Genomic DNA, 25976 nt, shown 5'->3' on the forward strand with positions numbered 1-25976 from the left:
ATGCTACTACGGTCGCGGGTCGTTCGCACCTTTGTGCGGATTGCATGAACGCGGTCGTGCCTCGACTACCCGGCCACCGCCATCCGTTGCGCGCGCCGCTCGATCGACACCGACCACAGCGTCAGTGCCAGCGCACCGATCGAGGTCGCCACGCCGACCCATGGCAGCGTGGTGAGCGGCGCGCCCGCGCCGATCGCCATGCCGCCGAGCCACGCGCCCGTTGCATTGCCGAGGTTGAACGCACCTTGATTCAGGGTCGATGCCAGATTCGGCGCATGGCTCGCGCGGTCGACGATCAGCATTTGCAGCGGCGGCACGATCGCGAAGGCCAGAATGCCCCACACGAATATCGTGATCATCGCCGGGATCTCAGCGTGCATCGTGCCGGCGAAAATGGTCAGGATCACGACGATCGCGAGCAGGAACGCAACCAGCGAGGGCATCAGCCGCCAGTCCGCGAGCTTGCCGCCGAGTGTGCTGCCCACCGTCAAGCCGAGGCCGAACAGCAACAGCACGAACGTGACCGCATGCGGCGTGAAACCGCTCACGTCTTCGAGAATCGGCGTGATGTAGGTGAAGGTGGAAAACAGGCTGGCCGACGCGAGCACGCTGATGCCGAGCACCATCAGCACTTGCGGATTCTTCAGCACGCTGAATTCGTGGACGAGGCTGGCCTTCTGCATTTCGATCTTCGCCGGCAGGCATACCGCGAGCGCGCCCGCAGCGAGAATGCCAATGCCAGTGACCGCCCAGAAAGTTGCCCGCCAGCCCACTGCCTGGCCGAGCGCAGTGCCGAGCGGCACGCCGAGTACGTTGGCGAGCGTCAAGCCCGTGAACATCAGCGCGATGGCCTGCGCGCGACGGTTCGGCGCGACCAGACCGGCAGCGACCACCGAACCGATACCGAAGAACGCACCATGACAAAACGCCGTGACGATGCGCGCGGCCATCAGCACCGCGTAGCCCGGCGCGATCGCGCACAGCAGATTGCCGACGATGAAGACGCCGATCAGACTCATCAAGGCCTTCTTGCGCGGCATGTTGGCCACGGCAATCGCGACGATCGGCGCGCCGATGGTGACACCGAGCGCATACGCCGACACCAGCATGCCGGCCGCCGGGATCGACACGGACAGATCGCGTGCGACATCGGGCAGCAGCCCCATGATCACGAATTCAGTGGTACCGATTCCAAAAGCGGCAACGGCAAGGGCGAGCAGGGGTAAAGGCATGGTAACGGAGCGTGAATCGGCGCGACGGGAAGCGTCGTGCGGCAGGCGCGCATTTTTCGGGACGAGAACGCATGCGCCATGCGAGGGGAAAACAGTAGGGGATTCTACCTAAGTCAAAACAGCCTTGCTGAGCGTCCAGCCGGCTGTTGTTTTTTGCTGAAAGCCGCCTCGGAGCGCGCGTTGGCGCGCTTTGACGTGTACTCGCCGGCTCTATGGCGCTGTTTTATGGCGTACCGTCGTCTGACTTGAAGGTGTGGCCGTGACGGCCGGCGCCTTCGGCGAAACGTGCGGCGCCGGTCACGCCCTCGTCGAATACCGCCTGATAGCCGCCGGCACCTTCGCGCCGCAGCGCGAGAGCAAGATCCTCGAGCGTGCTGTTTTCCAATGCAGAGCGGCGATCCGCCAGCAGCGCTGCCTGCGGAAAGGCCGCCAGTTCAGCAGCCAGCTGTTCCGCCGCCGCGCGTGCCTCGCCCTTGCGCACGACGCGGTTGGCGAGACCGAAGCCGAGCGCTTCCTGCGCGTCCACCGCGCGGCCGGTCAGAATCAGATCGAGCGCCCGCGACAACCCGATCAATTGCGGCAAACGGATCGTGCCGCCATCGATTAGCGGAATTCCGACACGCCGGCAGAACACGCCGAGCACGGCATCTTCTTCGACGACGCGCAGATCGCACATCGCGGCCAGTTCGAGGCCGCCCGCGACCGCATAGCCGGCAATCGCGGCGATCACCGGTTTGCTGAAGCTCATGCGCGTCGGTCCCATCGGACCGGGACCACTGCCGTCGGCGTGCAGTTCATTGCGGCGGGTCTCGTCGGCGAGCGCGCTGAGATCCGCGCCGGCGCAGAAAGTGCCGCCCGCGCCGAACAGCACGGCCGCGCGCCATGCCGGCTCCGCTTCGAAGCGGCAGAACGCGGCGCTGAGCGCTTCCGCGGTAGGACGGTCGACGGCATTACGACGCATGGGCCGGTCGAGCACGATGGTGGCGACGCGGGCGTCCTCGTTGACTTCGATGCGCACGTGTTCATTCAAATATTGTGGGGTTATCATCGTCGTGTCCGTAAAGGTTCGCGTGCGGCCGCTCATGCCGTGTGATTAATACCGTTGGTTGTCATGCATCTTTCACAATCGGCTCGTAGCGTTAGCGCTCTTTTGACGCGCTGGCGTTTTTTGACTAACTCATCGAGCCTGCCTTTGCCCTTGTCCAATTCATCGCCCGCAGCCACGCCGGCCTCTGCCGAGATGGTCTGGAACGTGCCGCTGTATGAACATGACCATCCATGGTACGACCATGTGCGCCTGAAACGCGTCTTTGTGACTGACGGCACGCGCCATCAAGTGGTCATGGTCGACGCGCGCAAGCTGCTGGAATGCGCGGATCGCGACAACACGGATTATGTGTTGAAGCCGGTCGCCGAGTGGCATGCGGGCAAGGTGCGTGGCATCCGCGAATTTCTCGATCCGGACAATCCGCGCATTCCACAGATGCCCTATGTGACGATCTCAACGCGTCGCGCGCCGGGTCTGCTGGGCTGGGTCGGTCTCGAGCGCGAGGGCGTGGTGGCGTTTCGCAATGGCCAGCATCGCGCGCGCTATCTGGCCGATGCGGGGGCGCGCTGGTTTCCGGTGGAAGTGCACGAGCGCGAGGCGGCCTTGCTGCGCGAGATGTGTGGTGCAGCGGACGACGCCCGCACGGCGATCCGCCCGATTACCGTGGATGGCGGCGGCAACCCCCCTTAACTTCGCGCCTGCACGACATTGCGCGGCGTGCCGGCCTGCCATGCCGCGACGTTATCGAGCGTGGTCTGCGCGATCTCGTTCATCGCCTCGCGCGTGAAGAATGCCTGGTGCGCGGTGACGATCACGTTCGGGAACATCAACAGGCGTGCCAGCACGTCGTCCTGCAACGGCAGATTCGAGTGGTCCTCGAAAAAGAGGCCGCCTTCCTCCTCGTACACGTCGAGCCCGAGATGGCCGAGCTGGCCGTCCTTCAACGCGCCGATTAGCGCATTGCTTTCGACAAGGCCGCCGCGCCCGGTATTGATCAGCATCGCGCCTCGCTTCATCTTCGCGAGCGCGGACCCGTCGATCAGATGGTAGGTGTCGGGCACCAGCGGACAGTGCAGGCTGACGACGTCGCTTTCAGCCAGCAGTGTGTCGAGCGGCACGTAACGCGCGCCGAGCGCGAGCAGGTCGTCGGCCGGCGTGCCGGGATCATGGGCAAGCACCTGCATGCCGAAACCCGCCATGAGGCGGCCGAACACGCGGCCGATCATGCCGGTGCCGATCACGCCCACCGTCTTGCCGTGCAGGTCGAAGCCGAGCAGCCCATGCAGCGAGAAATCGCCTTCACGTGTGCGCGCGACCGCGCGCGGCAAGCGCCGGTTCAGCGCCAGAATCAGACCGACGGCATGTTCGGCAACCGCGTACGGCGAGTAAGCCGGCACCCGTGCAACCGTCATGCCGAGACGTTCGGCTGCGGCCAGGTCGACGTGATTGAAGCCCGCTGAGCGTAGCGCGATCATGCGCGTGCCGCCGGCATGAAGATGTTCCAGGACGGCGGCGTCGACGTTGTCGTTGACGAACGGGCAGACCACGTCATAGCCCCGGGCGAGCACCGCGGTTTCGACATCGAGGTGCGATTCCTGGAAGTGCAGTTCATAACGATGCGTACCGTTGGCCTCGGCGAACGTGTTGCTGTCGTATGGGTGGCTGCTGAACAGGATCATGCGCATGAATGGCTCCGAGGAAAGCGTGCCGGCGCGGTGAATGTCGGCTCAAGGCGCGGCATGCGGGCAGGTCAGTATATCGGCCCTTTATGGTAATGATCGCCGCTTGCGATACGCGGTCCGAAAATCATTTCAACCTTTACTAAAGATCATCTTTTGCGAAGCGAAACCGCTTGCAATTGAAAATCATATTGACAGCGCTGCCGAACTACAATATTTATTAAAAAAGAAGTCTCAAAAATGCATGAACAAATCATGCTGAAAACGGGCCATCAGCAGGGCTTGTCTATTTAAATGCGTTAGACAACTTCGCGAGGAACGTGTGACTGTCGAGCTTGCTGAAAAGTATTTCACTATCTTCGCTGCATTGCGGCATGTCTTTTTTGACGCCAAGAGCGTCATGCCATTGCCATAAAGTTTCCATTCAATGGAATCCGGTTATGCCGGATGCGTCATTCCTGAGTCGTGGCAGCTCGGATCGAAATCGCTTCAAAATCCAGAAAGATTTTTTCAACTTTCTGCTAATAAACCGTCAACCGGCGAACCTATATGATCGGTGAATTGCTGAGATCTCAACCGGCGATCGCGCTGTTCGCAAGCCTTGCAATCGGATACTTCATTGGTTCGTTTCGCGTGGGGCCAATCCAGCTCGGGGGCGTCTGCGGCACCTTGATCGTGGCCCTGTTACTGGGTCAGACGGGCGCGCGGCTTGCCCCCGATCTGAAGAACATCGCATTCGCGCTGTTCATCTTCGCGCTGGGCTTCACAGGCGGCCCGCAGTTCTTTGCCAACATCGGCCGGGGCTGGCGCTATGGCTTGCTCTCGGTGGTCGAGATCGTGTCGGTGCTGGTGCTGATTATGATCGCGGTCTTTGTGATGCGGCTCGACGCGGGCACGGCGGCCGGCTTGCTCGCCGGCGCCGCGACGGAGTCGGCCGTGATCGGCACGGCTTCCGAGGCGATTGCCAAGCTTGGCTTTAGCGACGCCGAGACACTGCGTCTGCAGGCCAACATCGTGACCGCGTATAGCGTGAGCTACCTGTTCGGCCTGGTCACCATCGTCCTGTTCACCAGCCAGTTCGCGCCGCTGCTGTTGCGCGTCAATTTGCGCGAAGAAGCCGAGCGCGTGTGGCACAAGCTCGGCGGCGACGGTGCGTTCGGCGAGGGTCAGCGGGCCGCGGCGCCGGCACTCGTCGGCCGCGCGTTCCGGGTCGGCACGGCGGCCGGCGGGACAATCCAGGCGTTGGAACAGACGTACGGCTTCAACCTGACCATCGAGCGGGTTCGGCGCAACGGAGCCGATGTGCCGGTCGACCCGCACCTGACGTTGGCGGCGGGCGACCTGATTCTCGTGGGCGGGCGGCGCGAAGCGATCGTGGCCGCGGCGGCTAGCCTCGGCGAAGAAGTGGCGGACGCCGGCTTTGGCCAGATCATGGCGGAGAAGCTCGACGTCGTGCTGACGAGCAGCGAGGCGCACGGTCTGACGATTGCGCAGCTGCGCGAACGGGCGAAGCCAGAAGAAGGGCGCGGCGTCTATATCGCGGCAGTCACGCGGCTCGAAACCACCGTGCCCGCGCTGCCCGGCACCGAGCTCAATCGCGGCGACGTGCTGACGCTGGTGGGCGCGAAGGCCGACGTCGAGCGTGGCGCGCGGCATCTGGGCTACGTGCTCACCGCGACCCAGAAGACCGACTTCGTCTATCTCGGCCTGGGCGTGCTGGTCGGCATGGCGATCGGTCATCTCGGCGGGCGCATCGGCGGCGTGTCGATCGCGCTCGGCACGGGCGGCGGCTGCCTGCTGTCGGGCCTGCTGTTCGGCTGGATCCGTTCGCGCCATCCGTTAGTCGGCTCGCTGCCTTCGGCGGCCGCGCAAATTCTCAAGGACTTCGGTCTTGCCACCTTCATTGCCGCCGTCGGGCTGTCGGCGGGACCCGATGCCATCAAGCTGGTGCGCGAATACGGTCTGGCGCTGCCCGTCGCCGGCATCCTGATGGTGCTCGTGCCCGGTTTGCTGTCGCTTTGGATCGGCCGCGCGTTTCTCAAGCTCGAAGCGCACATGCTGCTCGGCGCCATTGCCGGTCAGCAATGCAGCACGCCGGCGATCAGCGCGCTGGTCGGTGTCACCGGCAATTCGACGCCGGTAATCGGCTACACGATCACCTATGCACTCTCGAACATTCTGTTGCCGTTGATGGGGCCGGTCGTAGTCGGCCTCGCCGGGAAGTTCGGCTAGACGGGCAGATGGGCTGCGCGCGGCGTGGCGCGCAGTCGACCGCATGCGGATGCCTTGAGGTCCGCACGCATATGCAGCACCCAGTACTCAGTATCGCAAACTATCCAGCGAGGGCACGATGGACTGGCTACATCACATTTTTCAGAAATCACCCGAGATTGCGCTGTTTTTGTCGCTTGCAGTCGGCTACTTCATCGGGCAGATCAACTTCGGCAAATTCCAGTTAGGCGGCGTAGGCGGTTCCTTGCTCGCCGCGGTCGTGATCAGTCAGGCGGGCGTGACGATCGACAACGGCGTGAAATCGGTGATGTTCGCCGTGTTCATTTACGCCGTCGGCTACGATTCCGGACCGGGCTTCTTCAACTCGCTGAACCGCAAGACGCTGCGTGAGATCGCGATGGCGATCTTTCTCGCCGTCTCCGCACTGATCACCGTGGTGGTCTGCGCGAAGCTGTTCCATCTGAACAAGGGCCTCGCCGCTGGACTCGCGGGCGGCGCGCTGACGCAATCGGCGATCATCGGCACGGCCGGCGACGCCATCGCGCGTCTCGGTCTGCCCGCCGATCAGGTCAAGTCGCTGCAGTCCGACGTGGCGATTGCCTACGCGGTCACCTACGTGTTCGGTTCGCTCGGCGCGATCATCGTCTGCGTGAACATCCTGCCGAAGTTCATGGGGCAAGGGCTGCGAGAGGCGTCGATCGAAGCGGAGAAGGAACTGTCTTCAGGTTCGTCGTCACTCGGCGCGGGGCAAATTCGCGCGTTGCCCGAACTGGTGGGGCGTGCGTACAAGATCGATGTCAGCGCCGGGAAAACGGTCAAGGCAGTCGAGACCCAGCATCAGGACATGTTGACGATCGAGAAGATCAAGCGTGGCGGCCAGCAACTCGACCCGGCGCCCGATCTGGTGTTGAAACCCGATGACGTGGTGCTGGTGGTCGGCCGCCGCGAGGCTGTGGTCGCATTTGGCGCGAGCGGAGGCGAGGTTGCCACCGTCGAGGACGTCGGCGTCGTCATGCAATCGCGCGAAGGCGTGTTCACACGCAAAGGCATGAACCACACGACGATCGCCGCCGCACGCGAAGTCGTGGATCGCGACATGCGCCACGGCGTCTTCATCCAGAGCGCCTCGCGTGCCGGCCAGCCGCTGCCGATTCTGCCCGAAACCAAGCTCGAGCACGGCGACGTCATCACTTTCTACGGTTCGCCGAAGGACACCAAGCGCGCCGTCGATGCAGCCGGCTACGAGCTGCCGTACAGCAACAAGACCGACTTCATCTATATGGGCGTCGGCCTCGTGCTCGGTCTGCTGATCGGTCTGATCGTCCTCAACGTGGGCGGCATTCCGCTCACACTCGGTTCGGGTGGTGGCTGTCTGCTGGCCGGTTTGTTGTTCGGCTGGATGCGCGGCAAGCATCCGATGTACGGCGCGATGCCGGCGGCGGCTTCGCAGTTGCTGAAGGACTTTGGTCTCGCGGCGTTCGTTGCGGTGGTCGGTTTGAATTCCGGTTTGCAGGCGGTCGTGACGGTCAAGCAGAGCGGCATGACGATCTTCCTGCTTGGCGTGTTCGTCACATTGTTCCCGCTGCTCCTGACCATGCTGTTCGGCCGCTACGTGCTGGGCTACAAGAACGCGGCGATTCTGGCCGGTGCGCTGTCGGGCTCGCGCAGTGCCAACCCGGCGTTCGGCGGTGTGCTCGACAAGGCTGAAAGCGCCGTGCCGACCGTGCCGTTCGCGATCACCTATGCGATTGCGAACGTCGCGTTGACGTTGCTCGGACCGCTCGTGGTCGGGCTGGTTTAGCGCTGGCTTAGCGCACGTATTTATCGATCTCTCTTGCGCCGGCGTCAACTGAACGTGTCCCTCGCGACGCCGGCGTCATTCACTTGCACATTGGAGAACGCATCATGGCAAAAGAGAAAGGCGGCAAGAAACAAGGCGACATGGCTCAAGCCGGCTTTGCGGCGCTTAGCCCGTTCGAACTCAAGGACGAACTGATCAAGGCCGCCGGCGGCGGCGCGGTAGAGCGTGCGGCGAATGCATCGATGCTCAACGCCGGCCGCGGCAATCCGAACTTCCTCGCGACGATTCCGCGCCACGGCTTCTGGCAGCTCGGTCTCTTTGCGATGCGCGAGTCGGAGCGTTCGTTTGCGTTCATGCCCGAGGGCGTTGGCGGCTTTCCGCGCCGCGAAGGGCTCACAGAGCGCTTCGATCTGTTTCTGCGTGAAAACAAGGGCGTGCCCGGCATCGACTTTCTGCGCGGCGCCGTGTCGTATGTGCGCGATCAGCTCGGATACTCCGCGGGCGACTTTCTCTATGAAATGTGCGAGGGCATTCTCGCGTCGAACTATCCGGTGCCGGACCGGATGCTCAAGTTGTCCGAACTCATCGTCGGGCAGTACCTGCGCAAGGAGATGATCGGCAACCATCCGTTCGTCGGCGAATTCGACGTGTTCGCAGTGGAAGGCGGCACGGCGGCGATGACGTACATCTTCAACACGATGCGCGAGAATCACCTGATCAAGCCGGGTGACACGATTGCGCTTGGCCTGCCGATCTTCACGCCGTACATCGAAATTCCGCGCCTGAACGACTATCAGCTGAACGTCGTCAACGTCGAAGCCACGGTGGAAAGCGGCTGGCAGTATTCGAAGAAGGAACTCGACAAGCTGCGCGATCCGAAGGTGAAGGCGTTCTTCCTCGTGAACCCGAGCAACCCGCCTTCGGTGAAGATGAACGACGAGAGCCTGCAATACATCGCCGACATCGTCAAGGAACGCCCCGATCTGATCCTGTTGACCGACGACGTGTACGGCACCTTCGCCGATGACTTCGTCTCGCTGTTCGCGCTCGCGCCGAAGAACACCATCCTCGTGTACTCGTACTCGAAGTATTTCGGCGCGACCGGCTGGCGTCTCGGCGCGATTGCGACGCATCGTGACAACGTGCTCGACAGGCTGATCGCCGAGCTGCCGAAGGATACGAAGAAGCAGTTGCACGAGCGTTATGAATCGATCACGACCGAACCGGACAAACTCAAGTTCATCGATCGGCTGGTCGCCGACAGCCGCACTGTCGCACTGAATCACACGGCGGGTTTGTCGACGCCGCAGCAGGTGCAGATGGTGTTGTTCTCGTTGTTCGCGCTGATGGACACGCCCGATGCGTACAAGAACGCGTTGAAACGCCTGATCCGCAAGCGCAAGCAGGCGCTGTACGAAGAGGTCGGCATTTCGTTCGACGACGACGATCCGAACCAGGTCGATTACTACACGATTCTCGACATCGAGTTCCTCGGCGAGAAGATGTTCGGGCGTGAATTCGTCGAATGGTTGCTGAAGAACACCGAGCCGTCCGAATTGCTGTTCCGCCTCGCGCGTGAAGCGCGCGTGGTACTGTTGCCGGGCCGCGGCTTCGGTACACAGCATCCGTCCGGACGGGTGTCGCTGGCGAATCTGAACGAGTCGGACTATCGGCAGATTGGCCGCGCGATGCGCAAGCTGATCGAGGAATATGTCGAGCGCTATAACGCGGCAACTGGCAAGAAGCTCGATAAGACCAAGGTGAAGTGACAAACTCCTTGCGCAATTGCGCAGATCGGTGAATGATCGGACGAACGGCCCCGCCAGTATCATTGCTGGCGGGGCCGCTTGTTACTTTGCGTCCTGACATTCACGTACCGATCATGCCGACTTCATCCTCCCCCTCCGTTTCTACCGCTGTGCCTTGTCCGGTTGTCGAATCGCTCGACGCCATTCTTCCGGAAGAGCCGTTACTGATGATGGGCGCCGGCCCCGTGCCGATTCCCGCGGCGGTCGCCAAGGCCAATACGGTGGTGATCAATCACCTGGGCAGCACGATGGTGAAGGTGATCGGCCAGGTGAAGACGATGGCGCGCTACGTCTTCCAGACGAATTCGAAGTGGGTGCTGGGTGTAGCCGGGCCGGGTTCCGCCGCGATGGAAATGGCGATCTCCAACCTCGCGTGGGAAGGCACGAAAGTGCTGAGCATCAAGAACGGGTTTTTCAGCGAGCGGATGGCGGAGATGGGCCGGCGCGTCGGCGCGCAGGTTGTCACGCTCGACGTCGAGGATGGTGCGGTAGCGAGCCTTGAAAGCGTCGCCGAGGCGATCCGCCGCGAGCGGCCGGAGATCGTCACGGTCGTGCAGGGCGAGACGTCGAACACGGTGTGGAATTACCATTTGAAGGACATTGCCGCGCTGGCGAAGGCCGCGGGCGCGCTGGTCATTGTCGATGCGGTGTGCACGTTGAGCACGATGCCGCTGGAGATGGACGCGTGGGGGATCGATGCGGTGATTACGGGCGGGCAGAAGGGCTTGTCTTCGATCCCGGGTGTCTCGCTGATCGCGTTTTCGGATGAGGCATGGGCACGTGTGAAAGGGCGGACAGCGCCGAATGCACATTGGTGTCTCGACGCGTCGCTGGCGGAAAATTTCTGGCACAACGCGGGCTATCACTACACGGCGCCAGTATCCGGCGTGCTGGCTTTGCATGAGGCTTTGCGGCTGGTTTGTGCTGAGACGTTGGAGAAGCGGTTTGCGCGGCACTTGAAGTGTTCGTTGGCTTTGCAGGACGGGGTCACAGGTTTGGGCTTACAACTCTATGCGCCGCAGGCCTGCCGGTTGAACTCTGTGGTTGGGATCGAAGTACCCGCCGGGCTGAGTCCGGGGGATGTTTGCTCGCATATCTCACGGCAGCATCAGGTTGAGATTTCTGGTTCGTTCGGATTGCCGATTGTTCGGATTGGACAGATGGGGGAGCAGTGTCGCGAACATAACCTGTTCCGCACGGTGCACGCTCTCGGGAGGACGATGGTCGATCTTGGTGTTAAGGTTGATTTGCCAGCTGGCGTGGCGGCGCTTGAGCGTGGGCTTTCCGGAGGGAGATAGGGGCCGGGTCCTTTTGCCCCTCGCGCCCCTGTTCGAGCGGCGTTCGTACGGTGGCCGGGTAAGCGAAGTGGTGGATTCTGGGGGGCCAATGCCGCCAAAGAATAGTCAAACAGCGCCGTGCCGATTCTGCGATGCCACCTGATGCTGTTACCATGGCCAGCAAACGACAGGGGCCAAGATGAGCAAAACGACCAGCAAATCTGGCGGGGTACTGCCGGCGCTCACTAGTATCCGCTTTCTGGCTGCCCTGACGGTGGTGTTATCGCATTTCACCGAGTTGGGCTTACTCAAATTGCCCAAACAGTGGTTTGATTTCATAGACGGCGGTCGTCCCGCCGTGTCACTATTTTTCGTGCTTTCCGGGTTCATCCTCACTTATACGTACCGGCAAACAATTGGTACCGAGGGTGGCCCGATGCGCTTCTATGTCGCCCGCTTCGCTCGAATCTATCCGGTCGTGCTTCTTTCACTGGGTCTGGCTGCGCTCGTCACCGCTTATCTGCTCAATACAGGAGATGCATCGCTCCTGCTCGAGTGGTACGCGCTAAAGAATTGGATTTATATCTCACTCGCTATAAGCCTGGTCTTCCAACTGTTCTTGCTGAATGCCTGGTTTCCGTTCGCTGCAGTTAATCAGCCATGGAACGGACCCTCATGGAGCATCTCCTGTGAAGCATTCTTCTACGCGTTATTTCCGCTGCTGGTGCGCAGACTGGGAGCAATGCGCATGCGGACGTTGTACGTCCTTTGTGCGGGGCTCTGGATACTGCAAGGGCTGTGGATCGTGTTTCTTCAACATGCGCTGCCAGCGAGTCGCCACGGCTTTCTCGTCGCCGAATTTCCGATTACACACCTGTTCGAATTCGTTGTCGGCATATGCGCCGCGATCAAGTTTGACGAGTTGCGCACACGCGGCACCTCGTTCCATTCTCGCGGCCTATTACTGATTTCTTTGGCACTCGCTGCGATCGTCATCCTGGCAATCACGCGTCCCGTGTCTCCTGCGTATTACCTGGAATCGCCGTTCTTCGCCGCACTCATACTCGGCCTTGTCTTATTGGAGCGTCCAGTCATTGGCTTCCTGAATCAACGTTGGCTCGTTCTGCTTGGTGAAGCGAGTTATTCTCTCTACCTCATTCACGTGCCGTTAGCCCATCTGGCGCATATCGCCGGGTTCACCCAATCGAACGGATGGATCGCGATGATCTTCGTGATGTGCCTGAGCGTTGTGATCTTTAAGTGTTTTGAAGAGCCGATGCGAAAGCGGATCCGCGCGAGGCTATCGACCATCGCGCCGTCAGTGCGGCCGGCAACGATGCTGCACGATCGGGCCGCATGACGTTGCGGCAAGACGGCAGCGGCTCGCCGTCGGCGCGTGCGGCGCAAGGAAAGGCCAACGCCGTGGGCTGAAACAAAAACGCAGAATCGAACAACGAGGAATCAAAGCGCCGCAGGCAAATTCGTCACCTTGGCATTGCGCAAATACAAAACCGTAGAAAGCCCCACCGCAGCAGCAGCGGCAATCGCCGCAAAAAGAAACACCTGCGCATAGCCGAACTCCCCAGCGATATACCCGGCCAACGGCCCAGTAATCCCCAGCGAGAGGTCAAGAAACACCGAATAAGCCGACAAAGCCGCCCCCCGGCTAGCGGGCGGCACAAGCCCAACCGCTTCAACGCCGAGCGCCGGGAACACCAAAGCAAACCCGAACCCGGTCAAGGCCGCCCCAGCAAGGGCGATATGCGGCTCAGGCGCCAGCCACAACATCAACAGCCCGGCGCATTCAAACGAAAACGAAGCAATCGCGACCCGGAACCCGCCGTAAGCCTTGATCGTGTTGGCGAACAAGAGGCGCGCGCCAATGAACAGCGTGCCGAAAACAGTCAGCGACAAAGCCGCATTAGGCCAATGCCGCGCGGCATAAAACAGCGTGATGAACGTCGCAATCGACCCAAAGCCGGCCGAGCCCAGCGCCAGCCCGATCCCATGCGGCAGTACCCGCGTCAACACGCTCCGGTACGACATCCGCTCGCCGTGCACGATCGGCACCGGTGCAATGGGCCGCGCCAGATAAAAACCAAGCGCCGCCAGCAGAATCACCAGAATGCCCAACGCGGCGAACCCGACCGCGTGTGCAATCGCCACACCGAGTGGCGCGCCAACCGCGAGCGCCCCATAAGTGGCAATACCGTTCCACGAAATCACCTTGGCGTTGTTGCTCGTGCCCACTCGGCCAATGCCCCACAGAATCGCGCCGGTGCCGCACAGGCTCTCACCGAAGCCGAGCACGAGACGGCTGCACACCAGCAATCCCAGGCTCAACACCGGCCAGCGTCCACACAACACGGCGAGCAGCAACAAAATCCCACTCGCACCGCAACCCAGCAAGCCGATCGACACCGTCCGCTTCGGCCCCAACGTGTCGGCCGAACGGCCAGCGAGCGGCCGCGATGCCAGCGTCGCCAGGTACTGCACGCTGATCGCAGCGCCCGCCAGGACCGCGCTGTAACCCAGGTCGTCGTGGACGTAGCCAGGCAGCACCGCGAGCGGAATTCCGATCGTCAAATAGCAAAGAAATGTGAAAAAGACGACCGGAATGATCTGCATGGTCGTCGCAAATTCGCTGCGAGGTGTCGCTGAGTCGGTGGACATGGGGAAAACGAGACTTGAAAACGGCGGAAAGCCGTGATTTTCCCATGGAACCGATTCCCTTGCAGGGGTTGCTTAATAATTTCCCCGCCTAAAAAAGGGTGCCGGAGTCATATAGTCGTTCGTTTTCACCCTGCACGAGTGGTCCTGTCGTGCGCAGCGGATCAAGAGACCCTAAGCCGCGATGGCTATAAAACAACAATTTCTCAAAAAATACGGTGAACCGGTCATCTCACCATAAGCCAACCGACCCCCAAACCCATCTCTATATCGTTTCGCGAATATGTCCCGCATGCGATCCCTGCTATGGGTTGTATTTATTGATGATGATAGTTTTCGAACCATCATCGCAGCACGTCCCAACGGACACAGAACATTGAAGGTAACGAGACATGACTGAGCCGATTCGCTTCTACCACCGCAACGCGATCCGTGAGATCAAGGACGCGCCCGTCACCCGCACCGTCCTGCAGTATCTGCGCGAGGACGTGCATTGCACCGGCACCAAGGAAGGCTGCGCCGAAGGCGACTGCGGCGCGTGCACGGTCGTGATCGGCGAGCGTAACGAGGCGGGCGGCGTCGACTTCAAGGCGGTCAACGCCTGCATCCAGTTCGTACCGACGTTGGACGGCAAAGCGCTCTACACCGTCGAAGACCTGCGTCAGCCGGACGGCTCGCTGCATCCGGTGCAGGAAGCGATGGTCGAGTGCCACGGCTCGCAATGCGGTTTCTGTACGCCGGGCTTCGTGATGTCGATGTGGTCGCTGTACGAAAAGCACGGCCACGAACACAGCTGCGCGAACAAGACCGTGCCGTCGCGCGACGCGATCAGCAACGCGCTGACCGGCAACCTGTGCCGCTGCACCGGCTATCGCCCGATCGTCGACGCCGCCGTGCGCATGTTCGAAGCCCCCGCGCCGAAAGCGCCGGTCAATATCGAAGCGCTGTCGAAAACGCTCGCCACGCTCGAGCGCAAAGACACCTTCCACTACCAGCACGCCGGCCAGCAGTTCGACGCGCCGCGCACCGTCGCCGCGCTCGCGAAAATCAAGGAAGCCGAACCGGCCACCCGTATTCTCGCCGGCAGCACGGACATCGGCTTGTGGGTGACCAAGCAGATGCGTGAACTGGGCAACATCGTCTACGTCGGTCAGATCGCCGAGTTGCAAAAGCTCGAAACCAACGACAACTGGATCGAGATCGGCGCGGGCGTCAGCGTAGAACGGGCTTACGCGGAAATTGCGAAGCAATATCCGGAACTCACTGAAATGTGGCAACGCTTCGCCTCGCTGCCGATCCGCAATGCCGGCACGCTCGGCGGCAATATCGCCAACGGCTCGCCAATCGGTGATTCGATGCCTGGCCTGATCGCACTTGGCGCGCATGTGATCGTGCGCGGTGGCGAGATTGAACGCGAAATGCCGCTCGAGGATCTGTACCTCGCGTATCAGAAGAAAGACATGGCGGAGCATGAGTTCGTCGTCGGATTGAAGGTGCCGACCCGCACCGGCGCGCGCGCGAACCTGCAGTTCCGCACCTACAAGCTGTCGAAGCGTTTCGACTCGGACATCTCGGCCGTGTGCGCCGCGTTCTCCTTCATCGCCGACGGCAACGTGATCCGTGAGCCGCGCATCGCGTTCGGCGGCATGGCCGCCACGTCGAAGCGCGCGACGCATGCTGAAGCCGTGTTGCGCGACGCCGAATGGCACGAAGCGACCGCGCAGGCCGCGATGCTCGCGCTCGGCAACGACTACGCGCCGCTTAGCGACATGCGCGCCACCAGCAACTATCGCCTTGAAGCGGCGAAGAATACGTTGTACCGCTTCTGGCTCGAAACGCGTCCGAACAATCCGCTGCCGAAGAGCGCACTGGATGTTCGTGCAGTTGCCGCTGCCTGCGCCCCGGCCGGCGCGAGCGCCTGAAACGGGGCACAGCGCCCCCAACCCTGGCGCTACGCGCCAGGGTCCCCCGAGGGGGAATAAGAAAACCTGGGGCGGCCCAGCGTTTTCTTAAAAGAATACGGAGAACACCAGAATGAATCAGCACGCCGAACCGTTCCTCAAAGACCTTCAGGATCTCGACGACTTTACCCAGGTCCACATCTCGCGTCCGCACGAGTCCGCGCATTTGCACGTGAGCGGCCGCGCGACTTACACCGACGACATTCCGACGCTCGCCGGCACGCTGCACGCCGCGCTCGGCCTGTCGCCGAAAGCGCACGCGAAGATCGTCTCGATGTCGCTCGCCAAAGTGCGCGCGACGCCCGGCGTGGTTGCGATCTTCACCGCGCAAGATATCCCCGGCGTCAATGACGTCGGCCCGATCATCCACGGCGACGATCCGATTCTCGCTGACGGTCTCGTGCAATACGTCGGTCAGCCGATGTTCATCGTGGTCGCGACCTCGCATGAAATCGCGCGTCTGGCTGCGCGCCGCGCCGAAGTCGTCTACGAAGAATTGCCCGCGATCCTCACCGCGCAGCAGGCCCGCGCCGCGAATCAACACGTCTTGCCGCCGATGAAACTCGCACGCGGCGAATCCGCTACGAAGATCGCCCGTGCAGCGCGTCGCGAAGCCGGCGAGATGCTGCTCGGCGGCCAGGAACAGTTCTATCTGGAAGGCCAGATTTCGTACGCGGTGCCGAAGGACGACGACGGCATGCACGTCTACTGTTCGACCCAGCACCCGACCGAAATGCAGCACATGGTCGCGCACGCGTTGGGCGTGGCGTCGCACAACGTGCTGATCGAATGCCGCCGGATGGGCGGCGGCTTCGGCGGCAAGGAATCGCAATCAGGTCTGTTCGCATGCTGCGCGGCGCTGGCTGCATGGAAGCTGCTGTGCCCGGTGAAACTGCGTCCGGACCGTGACGACGACATGATGGTCACCGGCAAGCGCCACGACTTCCACTACACGTATGAAGTGGGCTATGACGACAAGGGTGTGATCGACGGCGTGAGCGTCGACATGACCTCGCGTTGCGGCTTCTCCGCCGACCTGTCCGGTCCGGTGATGACGCGTGCGCTGTGCCACTTCGACAACGCGTACTGGTTGTCCGACGTGACGATCGACGGCTTCTGCGGCAAGACCAATACGCAGTCGAATACCGCGTTCCGCGGCTTCGGCGGCCCGCAAGGCGCGTTCGCGATCGAGTACATCATGGACAACGTCGCGCGCTCGGTCGGCGAGGATTCGCTCGACGTGCGCCGTCGCAATCTGTACGGCAAGACCGAGCGCAACCAGACGCCGTATGGTCAGGTGGTCGAAGACAACGTCATTCACGAACTGATCGACGAACTCGAAGCCACCAGCGAATACCGCGCGCGCCGTGTGGCGATCAACGAGTTCAATGCGAACAACGAAGTGCTGAAGAAGGGCCTGGCGCTCACGCCGGTCAAGTTCGGCATCGCGTTCAACGTGACCCACTTCAATCAGGCCGGCGCGCTGGTGCACATCTACACCGACGGTTCGGTGCTGGTGAACCACGGCGGTACCGAAATGGGCCAGGGCTTGAACACCAAGGTCGCGCAGGTCGTCGCGCATGAACTGGGCATTGGTTTTAACCGCATTCGCGTCACGGCGACCGACACAAGCAAGATCGCCAATACCTCGGCAACCGCTGCATCGACGGGTTCGGACCTGAACGGCAAGGCTGCGCAAGACGCCGCGCGCCAGTTGCGCGAACGTCTGTCGGCCTTCGCCGCCGAGCGTTTCGGCGCTGGGCAGGTGGCCGCTTCGGAAGTGCGTTTCGTGCACGACCGCGTGGTGGTCGGCGAGATGATCGTGCCGTTTGAAGAGGTGATCGCGAAGGCCTATGTCGCGCGTGTCCAGCTCTGGTCGGACGGCTTCTACGCAACGCCGAAGCTCTACTGGGATCAATCGAAGCTGCAAGGCCGGCCGTTCTACTACTACTCGTACGGCGCGGCCGTGTCGGAAGTGGTGATCGACACGCTGACCGGCGAAATGCGTGTGCTGCGCGCGGACGCTTTGCATGACGTGGGCGCATCGCTGAACCCGGCGCTCGACGTCGGTCAGGTGGAAGGCGCGTTCATTCAGGGCATGGGCTGGCTCACGACCGAAGAACTGTGGTGGAACACGGGCGGCAAGCTGATGACGCACGCGCCGTCCACCTACAAGATTCCGACCGTCAACGATACGCCGCCGGACTTCCGTGTGCGTCTGTTCAAGAACCGCAATGCGGAGGACAGCATTCACCGTTCGAAGGCGACCGGCGAGCCGCCGCTGCTGCTGCCGTTCTCGGTCTTCTTTGCCGTGCGCGATGCGGTGTCGGCCGTGGGTAACCACAAGGTCAACCCGTCGCTGAATGCGCCCGCGACCAGCGAGGAAATCTTGAAGGCAGTCGGCGCAGTACGGGCAGCCACTGCGGCGGCGCGGCAGTAAGCGCGTGAGTCCTGGTCGAACCCCGGCGTGACTTCCGGGGCGCGCCATGAACCGCCTGCAAGTGGCCAGCTAACGCAAATCGTGCAAATATCGTAACTAACTGGATTGATCGCCATGAACGACTTTTCTTCCGTTCAGATCGGCCGGCGCAGCGCCGTGGAAGCGCCGCGTCCGGCGCCGATGCACATCGTGCTGTTCGGCGCGGGGCACGTCGGCCATGCACTTGTCACGCTGCTCGGCAGCTTGCCGTGCGTCGTCCAGTGGGTCGATGAGCGCGACGAACTGTTCCCCGACGAAACCCCGGCCAATGTGCAGGTGGAGGCGACGGACACGCCTGATGCGATCGTCGACACGGCGCCGCCCGGCGCGTACTTCCTCGTGATGACGCATAACCACGCGCTCGATTTTTCGCTCGCCGCGCGCATCATGCGGCGGCGCGATTTCACCTACTTCGGCATGATCGGGTCGAAGACGAAACGCGTGAAATTCGAGCGTCGTTTGCTGGATCGCGGCGTGGAGTTGGACCGGCTTGTGGAGATGACGTGCCCGATCGGCGTGACCGGCATTGTCGATAAAGCGCCTGCGGCGATCGCGGTCGCGGTATGTGCCGAGTTGCTGCAGATTCGTGCGCGCGAGGCCGCCGCGCAGGTGGTGACGCAGAAGCTCTGCGCGAACGTGTGAACGGGCAGAGCGAGGCACCTGGCGTGAGGGGCTCGACGTAAAGCTCGCAACATGAATCGCTCAAGATAAAAGCGTGCAGCCTAAAACGCTCGCCCCCGCCAAACTTCAAACCAGAACGTCAGCCCGCCGCGGCTGACGTTTCCTTTTTCGGCGACCGTTTTGCGCGCCGCACCTTCTGCGCAATCAGCTCGTCCGACACTTGCGACATCAACGTGCGCAGCCAGCCGACATCGCTCGGCCGGTCCGGCTGCGGATGCCAGAGCTGATAGCACTTGATGCGCGGAAACGGAATCGGCACCTCGACCACCGCGAGCGGCAGGATGCTCGCGTAATGCGCCGCGAAACGGCGTGTCGTCGTGAAGATCAGATCCGATTGCAGCAGCGTTTGCGGCACGAGGCCGAAATAGGGCAGCGTAGCGACGATGCGCCGGTCGGCGCGGGCCCGCGCAAAGCCGATGTCGACGGCGCCGCCGCGCGCGCCGCTATACGGCGTCGGTGCAAGGTGCGGCGCGGCCAGATACGCTTCGCGCGTGAGCGGCGCGCGGGTCAGCGGATGATCGGCGCGCATCAGGCACACGACGGTATCGGAGAACAGATCGCTGCGCCCGAAACGCGGATCGGGTTTCGGCCAGTTGCCGATCACGAGATCGAGTTCGCCCGCATCGAGTGCGGCGGAATGGTCGAGCATCGGGCTGAGCGAATCGATCTCCAGACGCGCATGCGGCGCCGCCTCGCGAAACTGCGCGATCACGGTGGGCATGAAGAAGTCATTCAGATAATCCGGAGCGGCCACGCGAAAGGTGCGGCGCGAGCGGCCCGGATCGAAATCGCCGTGCGGCGTCGCCACGAAATCGACTTCGCGCAGCACACGTTGCGCCGACGCCAGCAACGATTCGCCGTACTCGGTCGGCACCATGCCCGACTTGCCGCGCACGAGGATCGGATCGTTCAGCGTCTCGCGCAGTTTGCGCAGCGCGGTGCTGATGGCGGGCTGGGTCTGATTCAGACGCAGTGCCGTTTGTGTGACGCTGCGCTCGACGAGCAGCGTGCGCAGCACGCGCACGAGCCAGATATCGAGGGAGGCGGCGGAGTCGTCGTCCATGGTTTAGGCGAGGCGATGCAAGCAGGTCGGGCCCGGATGAAGCGTCGTACGGAGCCGCCCGCGAGCCAGATCGCAAGAGCGGGGCGCAAAGGTTATAACCTTAGGCCCGTTTGCCGTGTGGCGGCATAGCGGACACGGTATGGCCGGCATCAGGACAGCCCTTTTGACGCAATCACGGCTGCCGCGCCGCGCGCGGCGTGCCTTATTTGCACGAAGATTACGTTTTACCTTCGTTTAGTTGTCTGCAAAGCCTGAAGGCAGCGAACTGACCCGCTTCACTTCCTTCGAGTCGAGCCAGTTCGGCGTGCGTGCGCAATACAGCACCATGGGCAACGCGTCTTCGCCCCAGAACAATTGATCGTTCAGGTAGAAGGTCGGCACGCCGTACACGCCCAGACCAATCGCATCCGCGGTGTTGCGCTGCAATTGCGCTTTCACATCTTCTTTCTTGATGAGTTCCGGGCCGTCCGGCATACCGACGCGCTCGCACAGTTCGGCGAACGCTGCATCGCTCGACGGATCACGGCCTTCGCGCCAGATGAAACGGAAAATCTCGCGCACGAAGCCGATGTCGCCCTTCGCCGCAGTGGCGAGCAGGAGCGGCTTCATCGAGTCGAACGGATGGGCCGGCGGCATCTTGAACGGAATGCCGAGTTGCTCCGCGCGAAACAGTGCGTGGCGGTACAGGAACGTGCGTTTTGCCGGCACGCTGTAAGCGGGCCGCTGGCCCCAGTGGTCATATAGCTCGTTCAGCACGACCGGCGTGAACGCGAAGTCGAAGCCCGGCCATTTGTCGTGTTGCTCGAGCAACAGGTACGTGAACGGCGAGACAAAATCGTAAAACCACAGCGGTTGCCTGGCGTCGGTGCCAACGGTCATAAATGTCTCCCGGATTGCCCGTTCCGAACGATGCTGTCTGCTGGATCGTCGGATTTGTAATGATCTTACGCGGTGCAGCCGCGACTTGCATCGGTCAATAGGGTTTCGGGCCGGCGACGGCCGGCTCGGCGGACGTCGAACCCGGCTCGGAACCATCGCCCGACTCGCCGGATTCGTCCGACTCGCCCTCCGCATCGCGCTGAGCCTCGCGGCTATGGGTGAGCCGCTCGCGCACGAAGCCGATATGCTCGCGCAGCACGTAGAACTGATCCGCATAGGCAAGCGGCATTTTTAAACCGTTCACCGACTCTTCGATCGCATCGAGCCGCTCGATGAGCGAGGCGCGCTCGGCGGGAGAGTGGTCGCTGAGCGCGCTGCGTTCGATCGCGATCAGCGCGCCGTACCAGCGATAGATGCGCGATTTCACGCGCCACGCATACAGCGACGGCACGACGCGCAGCGCCGGAATCAGCAGCACGATCAGCGGCACCACGACTACCAGCAGCCGGTCCGCGAGGCTCGCTAGCCAGAACGGCAGGATCCGGTAGAGGAAGCTCTTGCCTGACTTGTAGTAACGGGCGGCGTCGTCGCTGACCGGGAAATCGTGGGCGAGCGGCGCGGGGAATTCGCCGGCGCGCTGCAAGATGTTCGCCTTCCCGTGGACCTCGCGTGCGGCTTCGATCAGCAGATCGGACAGTGCCGGATGCAGCGAGTCGCGCGCCACCAGTTCAGCGGTCGGCGCAACCATGTGCATCGGGGCGGACGGCAGATTCTTACCGAGGTCGAACGCGCCCATCGGTATCTCGAGCTGCGTCAGATACGGAAAACGGCGGGTGTAGGCATCGGCCTGGGTGAAATCGTAGAACTGCACATTCGGCGTGCGATTGAGCTTGCCCATCACCGCGGGTTGCGCCGAATCGCCGGCCAGAAACGCCGCGTCGACCTTGCCGGCGACGAGTGCCTGGGCGGCGTCATCGCCCGAGAGCGGCAGCAGTTTGGTCGCGCCGCCCGGTTCGATGCCGTTGGCCTTGAGCAGCGCGAGCGCCAGTTCGCGCGTGCCGCTGCCCTCGGCGCCGACCGCGAGGCGCAAGCCCTTGAATTCGGAGAGCCGTGCGACCGTCGGCCCGTGGTAGAAGATCGCCAACGGCACATACGCCACGCTGCCGAGCGACATCAAGCCATCGCGTGCCGTGCCGGGGGCGATGCCGTCCTGCACGAAGGCGACGTCGACGTTCGACTTCGGGTCGGAGAGCCGCTTGAGATTCTGCACCGAGCCTTCCGAGGGCAACACGTTCAGGGTGATACGGTTGCGCGCCAGAATCGCTTTGTACTTCTGCGCTGCGTTCCAGAAGGTGCTGCCTTCGGGGCCGGCGCTGATCGTCAGCGTACTGGGCGGGGCGGGCTGGATCAGGCGCACGGCGACCCAGATCGCCGCGACGGCGATCAGCAGGATCGGTCCGAACGAGACCGCCAGATCGCGCCAGGAGATCGCCACGAAACGGGCGACGAGACGGGGAGGGCGTTTGCGGCCGGTGGCTGGCTTCATCAGGTGACGTGACGGCTACGGTCGAAAGTGAACAGGGTGGTGGCGCTCTGCGGCGCGCGAACCGGGGGCGGGGCGCTCGCGCCATGCCGGACTGGCCGCCGCGCAAGACGCACAAGCCGCGCGGCAGCGCGTGTCGCGCCGATGGTACCTGAGAATCGCGCGGCGGCGCAGCGTCCGCCCGGGGCGGGCGCCGTCAAACCCGTAACAATTCGTGAACGGCGCATGAACATTCAATGAACCACTCCCGGATCAAAATATGAACGGCGCATGAATGAAACACGATCCATGCCCCTATGGCAACCCGCAGTCACCCCGAGGTACGACTAAACCCTTTGCGCTTCTGGCGCGGCTAGATTAAATTGTGGATCGCTGCCGCGAACAGATGTTTGCGCAGCGCGACCCGGCACGACAGACAAGAACCGGGCGCGCTGGCGGACTTCGCGGCTTGCCGGCTCTCGTACCGCATCGCATGCGGCTAACTTCAGCCAGCCTCTCTCGCCTCTCGCACACTGTGTTGCAGCCATAGTCGGCCGTCGCTGAGCCGCGCGTTGTCGCGTCTGCATGGCCGCCGGGAGTCGTAACGAAGCCGCTTTTACACGCGGTCCAATGTGTAGCTAAGGAGAATAGAAACTATGAAATCGGTCGGTTTTCTGAAAACGCTGGGCTCGGTTGTGGCAATGGTAGTGGCGTGCAATGTGTACGCTCAGGCAAGCGATGCGACGGCTACGGGCACGACCGCAGCGCCGGCTGCAAGCGCCAAGGCCGGCAAGAAGGCCAATAGCCAACTGGGTCACAAAGTGCGCGCCGCGCTCGCCAAGGCGCAAGGCATCGATGTGTCGAGCATCTCCGTGCGCGCTCGTGGCGGTGCGGTAACCTTGACGGGCTCGGTGCCTGAGCAAGGCCAGATCGACGCTGCCGGCGATGTGGCCAAGGGCGTCGCCGGCGTGACGTCAGTGTCCAACAAGCTGACCGTTGTGCAACAGTAAGACGGCTGCATTGAGCAGGCCGCAATCAGCGGCTTGCCATAAGCGCACGAAGCGCCGGTAGGCGTGGAGGGCTGCATAGGAACAGTGCATGCGATTCGATATCGCGATGCGCCATCGTGATGCATGTCAGCGCGAGGGCTCCGGCGACAAGCCGGAGCCTTTTTTCGATCAATTTTTGTGGCGATGATTTTTGAAACGGTGATGATGGGTCGGGTCAGTTCCGGGCTGAACGCCCGCACCGCAACGGCCCGTCTGTGTGCTGTGACACACTATTGACGCGTCGCGAAGCGTACTGTGATGCAAGCGGAACCGGAGTCAACGCCATGGAATCCACGCTTTTGCGTTATACCGATCTGCCGATCAGCGATCGGGCGGCTTTCGAACTGGTGTGTGCGCGGCATGGTTTTGCGCCGGCGCATTTCGACATCAGCGCCTGTCCGGACCCGGGCGATGCCGCGCACGAGCGACTCGTCACGGTGCGGCGCGGCGGCTGGGCGCAGTCGTATCACGATCATCAAGGGCAGTGGGTCAGACAGTTCGAGACCGATCTGACCTGCCGGTTTTTCAAATAGAGCGGCTTAGGTGCGCAGGCCTGTTTGCCGGCTCTTGAGGCAGGTATCTCAAGCTGACGCTTCAAGCCGGTTATCAAGGCCGCCTGTCAGGGCCGCCACTTCACTTCACGACAGCACGAGGCGCCCGCCGACCAGCGTGAGCGTAGCGGCGAGGAGGTTGCGCAGCAGCGCGTCCGGCGCGCGCGACGACAGATAGCTGCCGACCGCGATGCCCGGCAATGACCCCACCAGCAGCGACAGCAGCATCGACCAGTCGACCGAGCCCAGCAGCCAATGGCCCGCGCCCGCCAGCAGCGTGAGCGGCACCGCATGCGCGATATCGGAGCCGACGATGCGCGTGGTCGGCAGCAACGGATACAGCAGCAACAGCACCGTCACGCCGATGGCGCCCGCCCCCACTGAAGTCAGCGACACCAGCACGCCCAGCACCGCGCCGGTCAGCATGGTGAGCGCGAGCGTGCGCCCTTGCCTGGGCTTGCGCTGACGGCGTGCGCTGAGCGCCGCGAGTTGCGGGCGGAATACCAGCGCCACCGCCGTCACCAGCAGGGCGGCGCCGAGCACGATCTGGATCAGCCGGCTCGTGCCTGGTGTGTCCATCCCGTAACGATGCAGCAGGATCAAGGTAATGGTCGCCGCCGGTACGCTGCCGGCCGCGAGGCGCAGGGTGATCTGCCAGTCGACGGAGCCTTTCAGACCGTGCACCAGCGTGCCGGTCGCCTTGGTGGCGGCCGCGTACAGCAGATCGGTGCCGACCGCCGTGGCCGGATGCACGTTGAACAGCAGGACCAGGATCGGCGTCATCAGCGAGCCGCCACCGACGCCCGTCAGTCCGACCAGAAAGCCGACCAACAGGCCGGAGACGGAGTACAGCAGATCGATGTGGGGAAGAGCCATTGAGCAGACCGCTGACGGTCGGGTGGGTTGGACAGGTTAGGCGGCAAGGCCGGCGCGCGCTTGCCTTCGACTGTCGACGATGGTCGGCGATAGGGCGTGGCGGCGCGGCGAAAACGGCTATTGTCGCAAAACTGCGGCGCTTGCGTATGAAGCGCTACGACTGGCCCTGCTGCGCCGTCTGCATCCGGTTGTTCATTTGTGCGCTAGCTTAGCAGCTCGCCTCGCGGCACTATCTGCGAATGAACACACTCACTTCATCCCCATCGCCCCGTTCGGCGCGGCAGCCGCTGCTGGCGGCAGGCGCGGTCGCCTTCACCATCGTGTCCTGGGCGTCGGCCTTTCCATTCATTCGCATCGGCTTGCAGGGTTTGCCGCCTTTGCAATTGGCGGCGGCGCGTTTTGCCACTGCGGCGCTGCTGGTGATCGCGTGGCTCGCCTACCGGCGCCCGCGGTTGCCCACATGGCGCGACGGTCTGCGTTTCGTACTGTGCGGTTTCCTCGGCATCGCGCTTTACAACGCGCTGCTCAATACCGGCGAGAAGACGGTGGCGCCAGGCGCGGCGAGCTTCATCGTCAATACGCTGCCGATCTTCACGGCGCTGCTGGCCGCCGCGTTTCTCGGCGAGCGATTCAACCGCTGGGGATGGCTCGGCTCGCTCGTCAGTCTCGCCGGCATCGCGGTGATTGCGCGGGGTCAGCCCGGCGGGTTGACGCTCGGCGCGGGCAGTACGCTGATTCTCGGTGCGGCGCTGTGTTCGGCGAGTTACTTCGTGCTGCAGCGACGCCTGATTCCGGTCTACGGAGCGCTGACCTGTACCGCCTACACGTTGCTGGCCGGGGCGGTGTTGCTGGCACCGTGGCTGCCGGGCGCGTTGAGTTCGCTTGGCAGTGCGCCGCACGGCACGTTGCAGGCCGTGCTGGTGCTCGGCGTGTTTCCTGCGGCGCTCGGCTATGCGACGTGGACCTTCGCGCTGGGCTATTTTGGCGCCGCGCGTGCGGCCAATTTCCTGTATCTCACGCCTGCAGTGGCAACGGCGTTATCCGCGGTGCTGACCGGCGAGCGCCCGGGTCTCGCGACGCTATGCGGTGGTTTGCTGGCGATTGCCGGTGTGGTGTCCGTGGCGTTGCGCGGTCGCTCGTGAGTCCGAAGGCTCGACTGCGAGCGTCC

20 protein-coding genes are annotated in these 25976 nt (G+C 62.8%); 12 read left to right on the plus strand and 8 right to left on the minus strand.

Features of this window, described 5'->3' with window-relative positions:
• Positions 1-65 precede the first annotated feature (65 nt).
• Together GNZ12_RS33060 and GNZ12_RS33065 are read right to left on the minus strand one after the other, a co-directional pair.
• On the minus strand, positions 66-1232 hold the full coding sequence (locus GNZ12_RS33060; RefSeq protein ID WP_172316229.1) for an MFS transporter: 1167 nt from the start codon (positions 1230-1232) through the stop codon (positions 66-68).
• Between the two features lie 223 nt (positions 1233-1455).
• Complete coding sequence (locus tag GNZ12_RS33065; RefSeq protein WP_172316230.1) at positions 1456-2280, minus strand: crotonase/enoyl-CoA hydratase family protein; 825 nt, start codon at positions 2278-2280, stop codon at positions 1456-1458.
• A gap of 63 nt (positions 2281-2343) precedes the next feature.
• Here GNZ12_RS33065 and GNZ12_RS33070 point away from each other — a divergent pair, with 63 nt between their 5' ends.
• Positions 2344-2970, plus strand: a complete 627-nt coding sequence (locus GNZ12_RS33070; RefSeq protein ID WP_172316231.1) for a plasmid fertility inhibition factor family protein — start codon at positions 2344-2346, stop codon at positions 2968-2970.
• Here the strand turns inward: GNZ12_RS33070 and GNZ12_RS33075 are convergent.
• Positions 2967-3965: a 2-hydroxyacid dehydrogenase gene (locus GNZ12_RS33075; protein WP_172316232.1), complete on the minus strand. Its 999-nt coding sequence runs from the start codon at positions 3963-3965 to the stop codon at positions 2967-2969. The two genes, GNZ12_RS33070 and GNZ12_RS33075, sit on opposite strands and share 4 nt — an antisense overlap.
• Positions 3966-4508: 543 nt before the next feature.
• Between GNZ12_RS33075 and aspT (GNZ12_RS33080) the strand changes: the two genes are divergently transcribed.
• The 5 genes from aspT (GNZ12_RS33080) (at position 4509) to GNZ12_RS33100 (ending at position 12437) form a co-directional block, all read left to right on the plus strand.
• Positions 4509-6191, plus strand: coding sequence for an aspartate-alanine antiporter (gene aspT / locus GNZ12_RS33080; RefSeq protein ID WP_172316233.1), 1683 nt, complete (start codon positions 4509-4511; stop codon positions 6189-6191).
• A 118-nt stretch (positions 6192-6309) separates the two neighbouring features.
• Positions 6310-7992: an aspartate-alanine antiporter gene (aspT, locus tag GNZ12_RS33085; protein ID WP_172316234.1), complete on the plus strand. Its 1683-nt coding sequence runs from the start codon at positions 6310-6312 to the stop codon at positions 7990-7992.
• 104 nt (positions 7993-8096) lie between these two features.
• Positions 8097-9761, plus strand: a complete 1665-nt coding sequence (locus tag GNZ12_RS33090; RefSeq protein WP_172316235.1) for a bifunctional aspartate transaminase/aspartate 4-decarboxylase — start codon at positions 8097-8099, stop codon at positions 9759-9761.
• 113 nt (positions 9762-9874) lie between these two features.
• A complete protein-coding gene (locus GNZ12_RS33095) occupies positions 9875-11098 on the plus strand; it encodes a pyridoxal-phosphate-dependent aminotransferase family protein (RefSeq protein WP_172316236.1) in 1224 nt (407 codons plus the stop codon).
• A gap of 178 nt (positions 11099-11276) precedes the next feature.
• Entirely contained in the window at positions 11277-12437 is a 1161-nt protein-coding gene (locus GNZ12_RS33100) for an acyltransferase family protein (RefSeq protein ID WP_172316237.1), read from the plus strand.
• Between the two features lie 101 nt (positions 12438-12538).
• Here GNZ12_RS33100 and GNZ12_RS33105 read toward each other — a convergent pair whose 3' ends face one another.
• Complete coding sequence (locus GNZ12_RS33105; RefSeq protein WP_172316238.1) at positions 12539-13750, minus strand: MFS transporter; 1212 nt, start codon at positions 13748-13750, stop codon at positions 12539-12541.
• Between the two features lie 389 nt (positions 13751-14139).
• Here GNZ12_RS33105 and xdhA point away from each other — a divergent pair, with 389 nt between their 5' ends.
• The 3 genes from xdhA (at position 14140) to xdhC (ending at position 18829) form a co-directional block, all read left to right on the plus strand.
• Complete coding sequence (gene xdhA / locus GNZ12_RS33110) at positions 14140-15669, plus strand: xanthine dehydrogenase small subunit (RefSeq protein ID WP_172316239.1); 1530 nt, start codon at positions 14140-14142, stop codon at positions 15667-15669.
• A gap of 112 nt (positions 15670-15781) precedes the next feature.
• On the plus strand, positions 15782-18148 hold the full coding sequence (gene xdhB / locus GNZ12_RS33115; protein ID WP_172316240.1) for a xanthine dehydrogenase molybdopterin binding subunit: 2367 nt from the start codon (positions 15782-15784) through the stop codon (positions 18146-18148).
• A 114-nt stretch (positions 18149-18262) separates the two neighbouring features.
• A complete protein-coding gene (gene xdhC, locus GNZ12_RS33120) occupies positions 18263-18829 on the plus strand; it encodes a xanthine dehydrogenase accessory protein XdhC (RefSeq protein WP_172316241.1) in 567 nt (188 codons plus the stop codon).
• A 118-nt stretch (positions 18830-18947) separates the two neighbouring features.
• Here the strand turns inward: xdhC and GNZ12_RS33125 are convergent, their stop codons facing one another.
• From GNZ12_RS33125 to GNZ12_RS33135, 3 genes are all read right to left on the minus strand, one after another.
• Positions 18948-19931 (minus strand): LysR substrate-binding domain-containing protein, encoded by a 984-nt coding sequence (locus GNZ12_RS33125; protein WP_172316242.1) that lies wholly within the window; start codon positions 19929-19931, stop codon positions 18948-18950.
• A gap of 234 nt (positions 19932-20165) precedes the next feature.
• Complete coding sequence (locus tag GNZ12_RS33130; protein WP_172316243.1) at positions 20166-20810, minus strand: 2-hydroxychromene-2-carboxylate isomerase; 645 nt, start codon at positions 20808-20810, stop codon at positions 20166-20168.
• A 94-nt stretch (positions 20811-20904) separates the two neighbouring features.
• Positions 20905-22356, minus strand: coding sequence for a TAXI family TRAP transporter solute-binding subunit (locus GNZ12_RS33135; protein WP_172316244.1), 1452 nt, complete (start codon positions 22354-22356; stop codon positions 20905-20907).
• Positions 22357-22988: 632 nt separating this feature from the next.
• Between GNZ12_RS33135 and GNZ12_RS33140 the strand changes: the two genes are divergently transcribed.
• Positions 22989-23342, plus strand: a complete 354-nt coding sequence (locus GNZ12_RS33140; RefSeq protein WP_172316245.1) for a BON domain-containing protein — start codon at positions 22989-22991, stop codon at positions 23340-23342.
• A gap of 323 nt (positions 23343-23665) precedes the next feature.
• Positions 23666-23914 carry a hypothetical protein gene (locus GNZ12_RS33145; RefSeq protein ID WP_172316246.1) on the plus strand — a complete coding sequence of 83 codons (249 nt, stop codon included), beginning with the start codon at positions 23666-23668 and terminating at the stop codon, positions 23912-23914.
• 105 nt (positions 23915-24019) lie between these two features.
• Here the strand turns inward: GNZ12_RS33145 and GNZ12_RS33150 are convergent, their stop codons facing one another.
• A complete protein-coding gene (locus tag GNZ12_RS33150) occupies positions 24020-24808 on the minus strand; it encodes a sulfite exporter TauE/SafE family protein (RefSeq protein WP_172316247.1) in 789 nt (262 codons plus the stop codon).
• 239 nt (positions 24809-25047) lie between these two features.
• Between GNZ12_RS33150 and GNZ12_RS33155 the strand changes: the two genes are divergently transcribed.
• Positions 25048-25950 carry a DMT family transporter gene (locus GNZ12_RS33155; protein ID WP_172316248.1) on the plus strand — a complete coding sequence of 301 codons (903 nt, stop codon included), beginning with the start codon at positions 25048-25050 and terminating at the stop codon, positions 25948-25950.
• Positions 25951-25976 lie beyond the last annotated feature (26 nt).

Origin of the sequence: Paraburkholderia solitsugae, assembly GCF_013177695.1 — a bacterium.
Classification (GTDB): domain Bacteria; phylum Pseudomonadota; class Gammaproteobacteria; order Burkholderiales; family Burkholderiaceae; genus Paraburkholderia; species Paraburkholderia solitsugae.

Bases quoted from the DNA above. Each gene is read 5' to 3' on its own strand.
- xdhC (WP_172316241.1), top strand. From the start codon at position 18,263: ATGAACGACTTTTCTTCCGTTCAGATCGGCCGGCGCAGCGCCGTGGAA.
- aspT (WP_172316233.1), top strand. From the start codon at position 4,509: ATGATCGGTGAATTGCTGAGATCTCAACCGGCGATCGCGCTGTTCGCA.
- GNZ12_RS33105 (WP_172316238.1), bottom strand. From the start codon at position 13,750: ATGTCCACCGACTCAGCGACACCTCGCAGCGAATTTGCGACGACCATG.
- GNZ12_RS33125 (WP_172316242.1), bottom strand. From the start codon at position 19,931: ATGGACGACGACTCCGCCGCCTCCCTCGATATCTGGCTCGTGCGCGTG.
- GNZ12_RS33135 (WP_172316244.1), bottom strand. From the start codon at position 22,356: ATGAAGCCAGCCACCGGCCGCAAACGCCCTCCCCGTCTCGTCGCCCGT.
- aspT (WP_172316234.1), top strand. From the start codon at position 6,310: ATGGACTGGCTACATCACATTTTTCAGAAATCACCCGAGATTGCGCTG.
- GNZ12_RS33130 (WP_172316243.1), bottom strand. From the start codon at position 20,810: ATGACCGTTGGCACCGACGCCAGGCAACCGCTGTGGTTTTACGATTTT.
- GNZ12_RS33060 (WP_172316229.1), bottom strand. From the start codon at position 1,232: ATGCCTTTACCCCTGCTCGCCCTTGCCGTTGCCGCTTTTGGAATCGGT.
- GNZ12_RS33155 (WP_172316248.1), top strand. From the start codon at position 25,048: ATGAACACACTCACTTCATCCCCATCGCCCCGTTCGGCGCGGCAGCCG.
- GNZ12_RS33095 (WP_172316236.1), top strand. From the start codon at position 9,875: ATGCCGACTTCATCCTCCCCCTCCGTTTCTACCGCTGTGCCTTGTCCG.
- xdhB (WP_172316240.1), top strand. From the start codon at position 15,782: ATGAATCAGCACGCCGAACCGTTCCTCAAAGACCTTCAGGATCTCGAC.
- GNZ12_RS33145 (WP_172316246.1), top strand. From the start codon at position 23,666: ATGGAATCCACGCTTTTGCGTTATACCGATCTGCCGATCAGCGATCGG.
- GNZ12_RS33150 (WP_172316247.1), bottom strand. From the start codon at position 24,808: ATGGCTCTTCCCCACATCGATCTGCTGTACTCCGTCTCCGGCCTGTTG.
- GNZ12_RS33065 (WP_172316230.1), bottom strand. From the start codon at position 2,280: ATGATAACCCCACAATATTTGAATGAACACGTGCGCATCGAAGTCAAC.
- GNZ12_RS33070 (WP_172316231.1), top strand. From the start codon at position 2,344: ATGCATCTTTCACAATCGGCTCGTAGCGTTAGCGCTCTTTTGACGCGC.
- xdhA (WP_172316239.1), top strand. From the start codon at position 14,140: ATGACTGAGCCGATTCGCTTCTACCACCGCAACGCGATCCGTGAGATC.
- GNZ12_RS33090 (WP_172316235.1), top strand. From the start codon at position 8,097: ATGGCAAAAGAGAAAGGCGGCAAGAAACAAGGCGACATGGCTCAAGCC.
- GNZ12_RS33140 (WP_172316245.1), top strand. From the start codon at position 22,989: ATGAAATCGGTCGGTTTTCTGAAAACGCTGGGCTCGGTTGTGGCAATG.
- GNZ12_RS33100 (WP_172316237.1), top strand. From the start codon at position 11,277: ATGAGCAAAACGACCAGCAAATCTGGCGGGGTACTGCCGGCGCTCACT.
- GNZ12_RS33075 (WP_172316232.1), bottom strand. From the start codon at position 3,965: ATGCGCATGATCCTGTTCAGCAGCCACCCATACGACAGCAACACGTTC.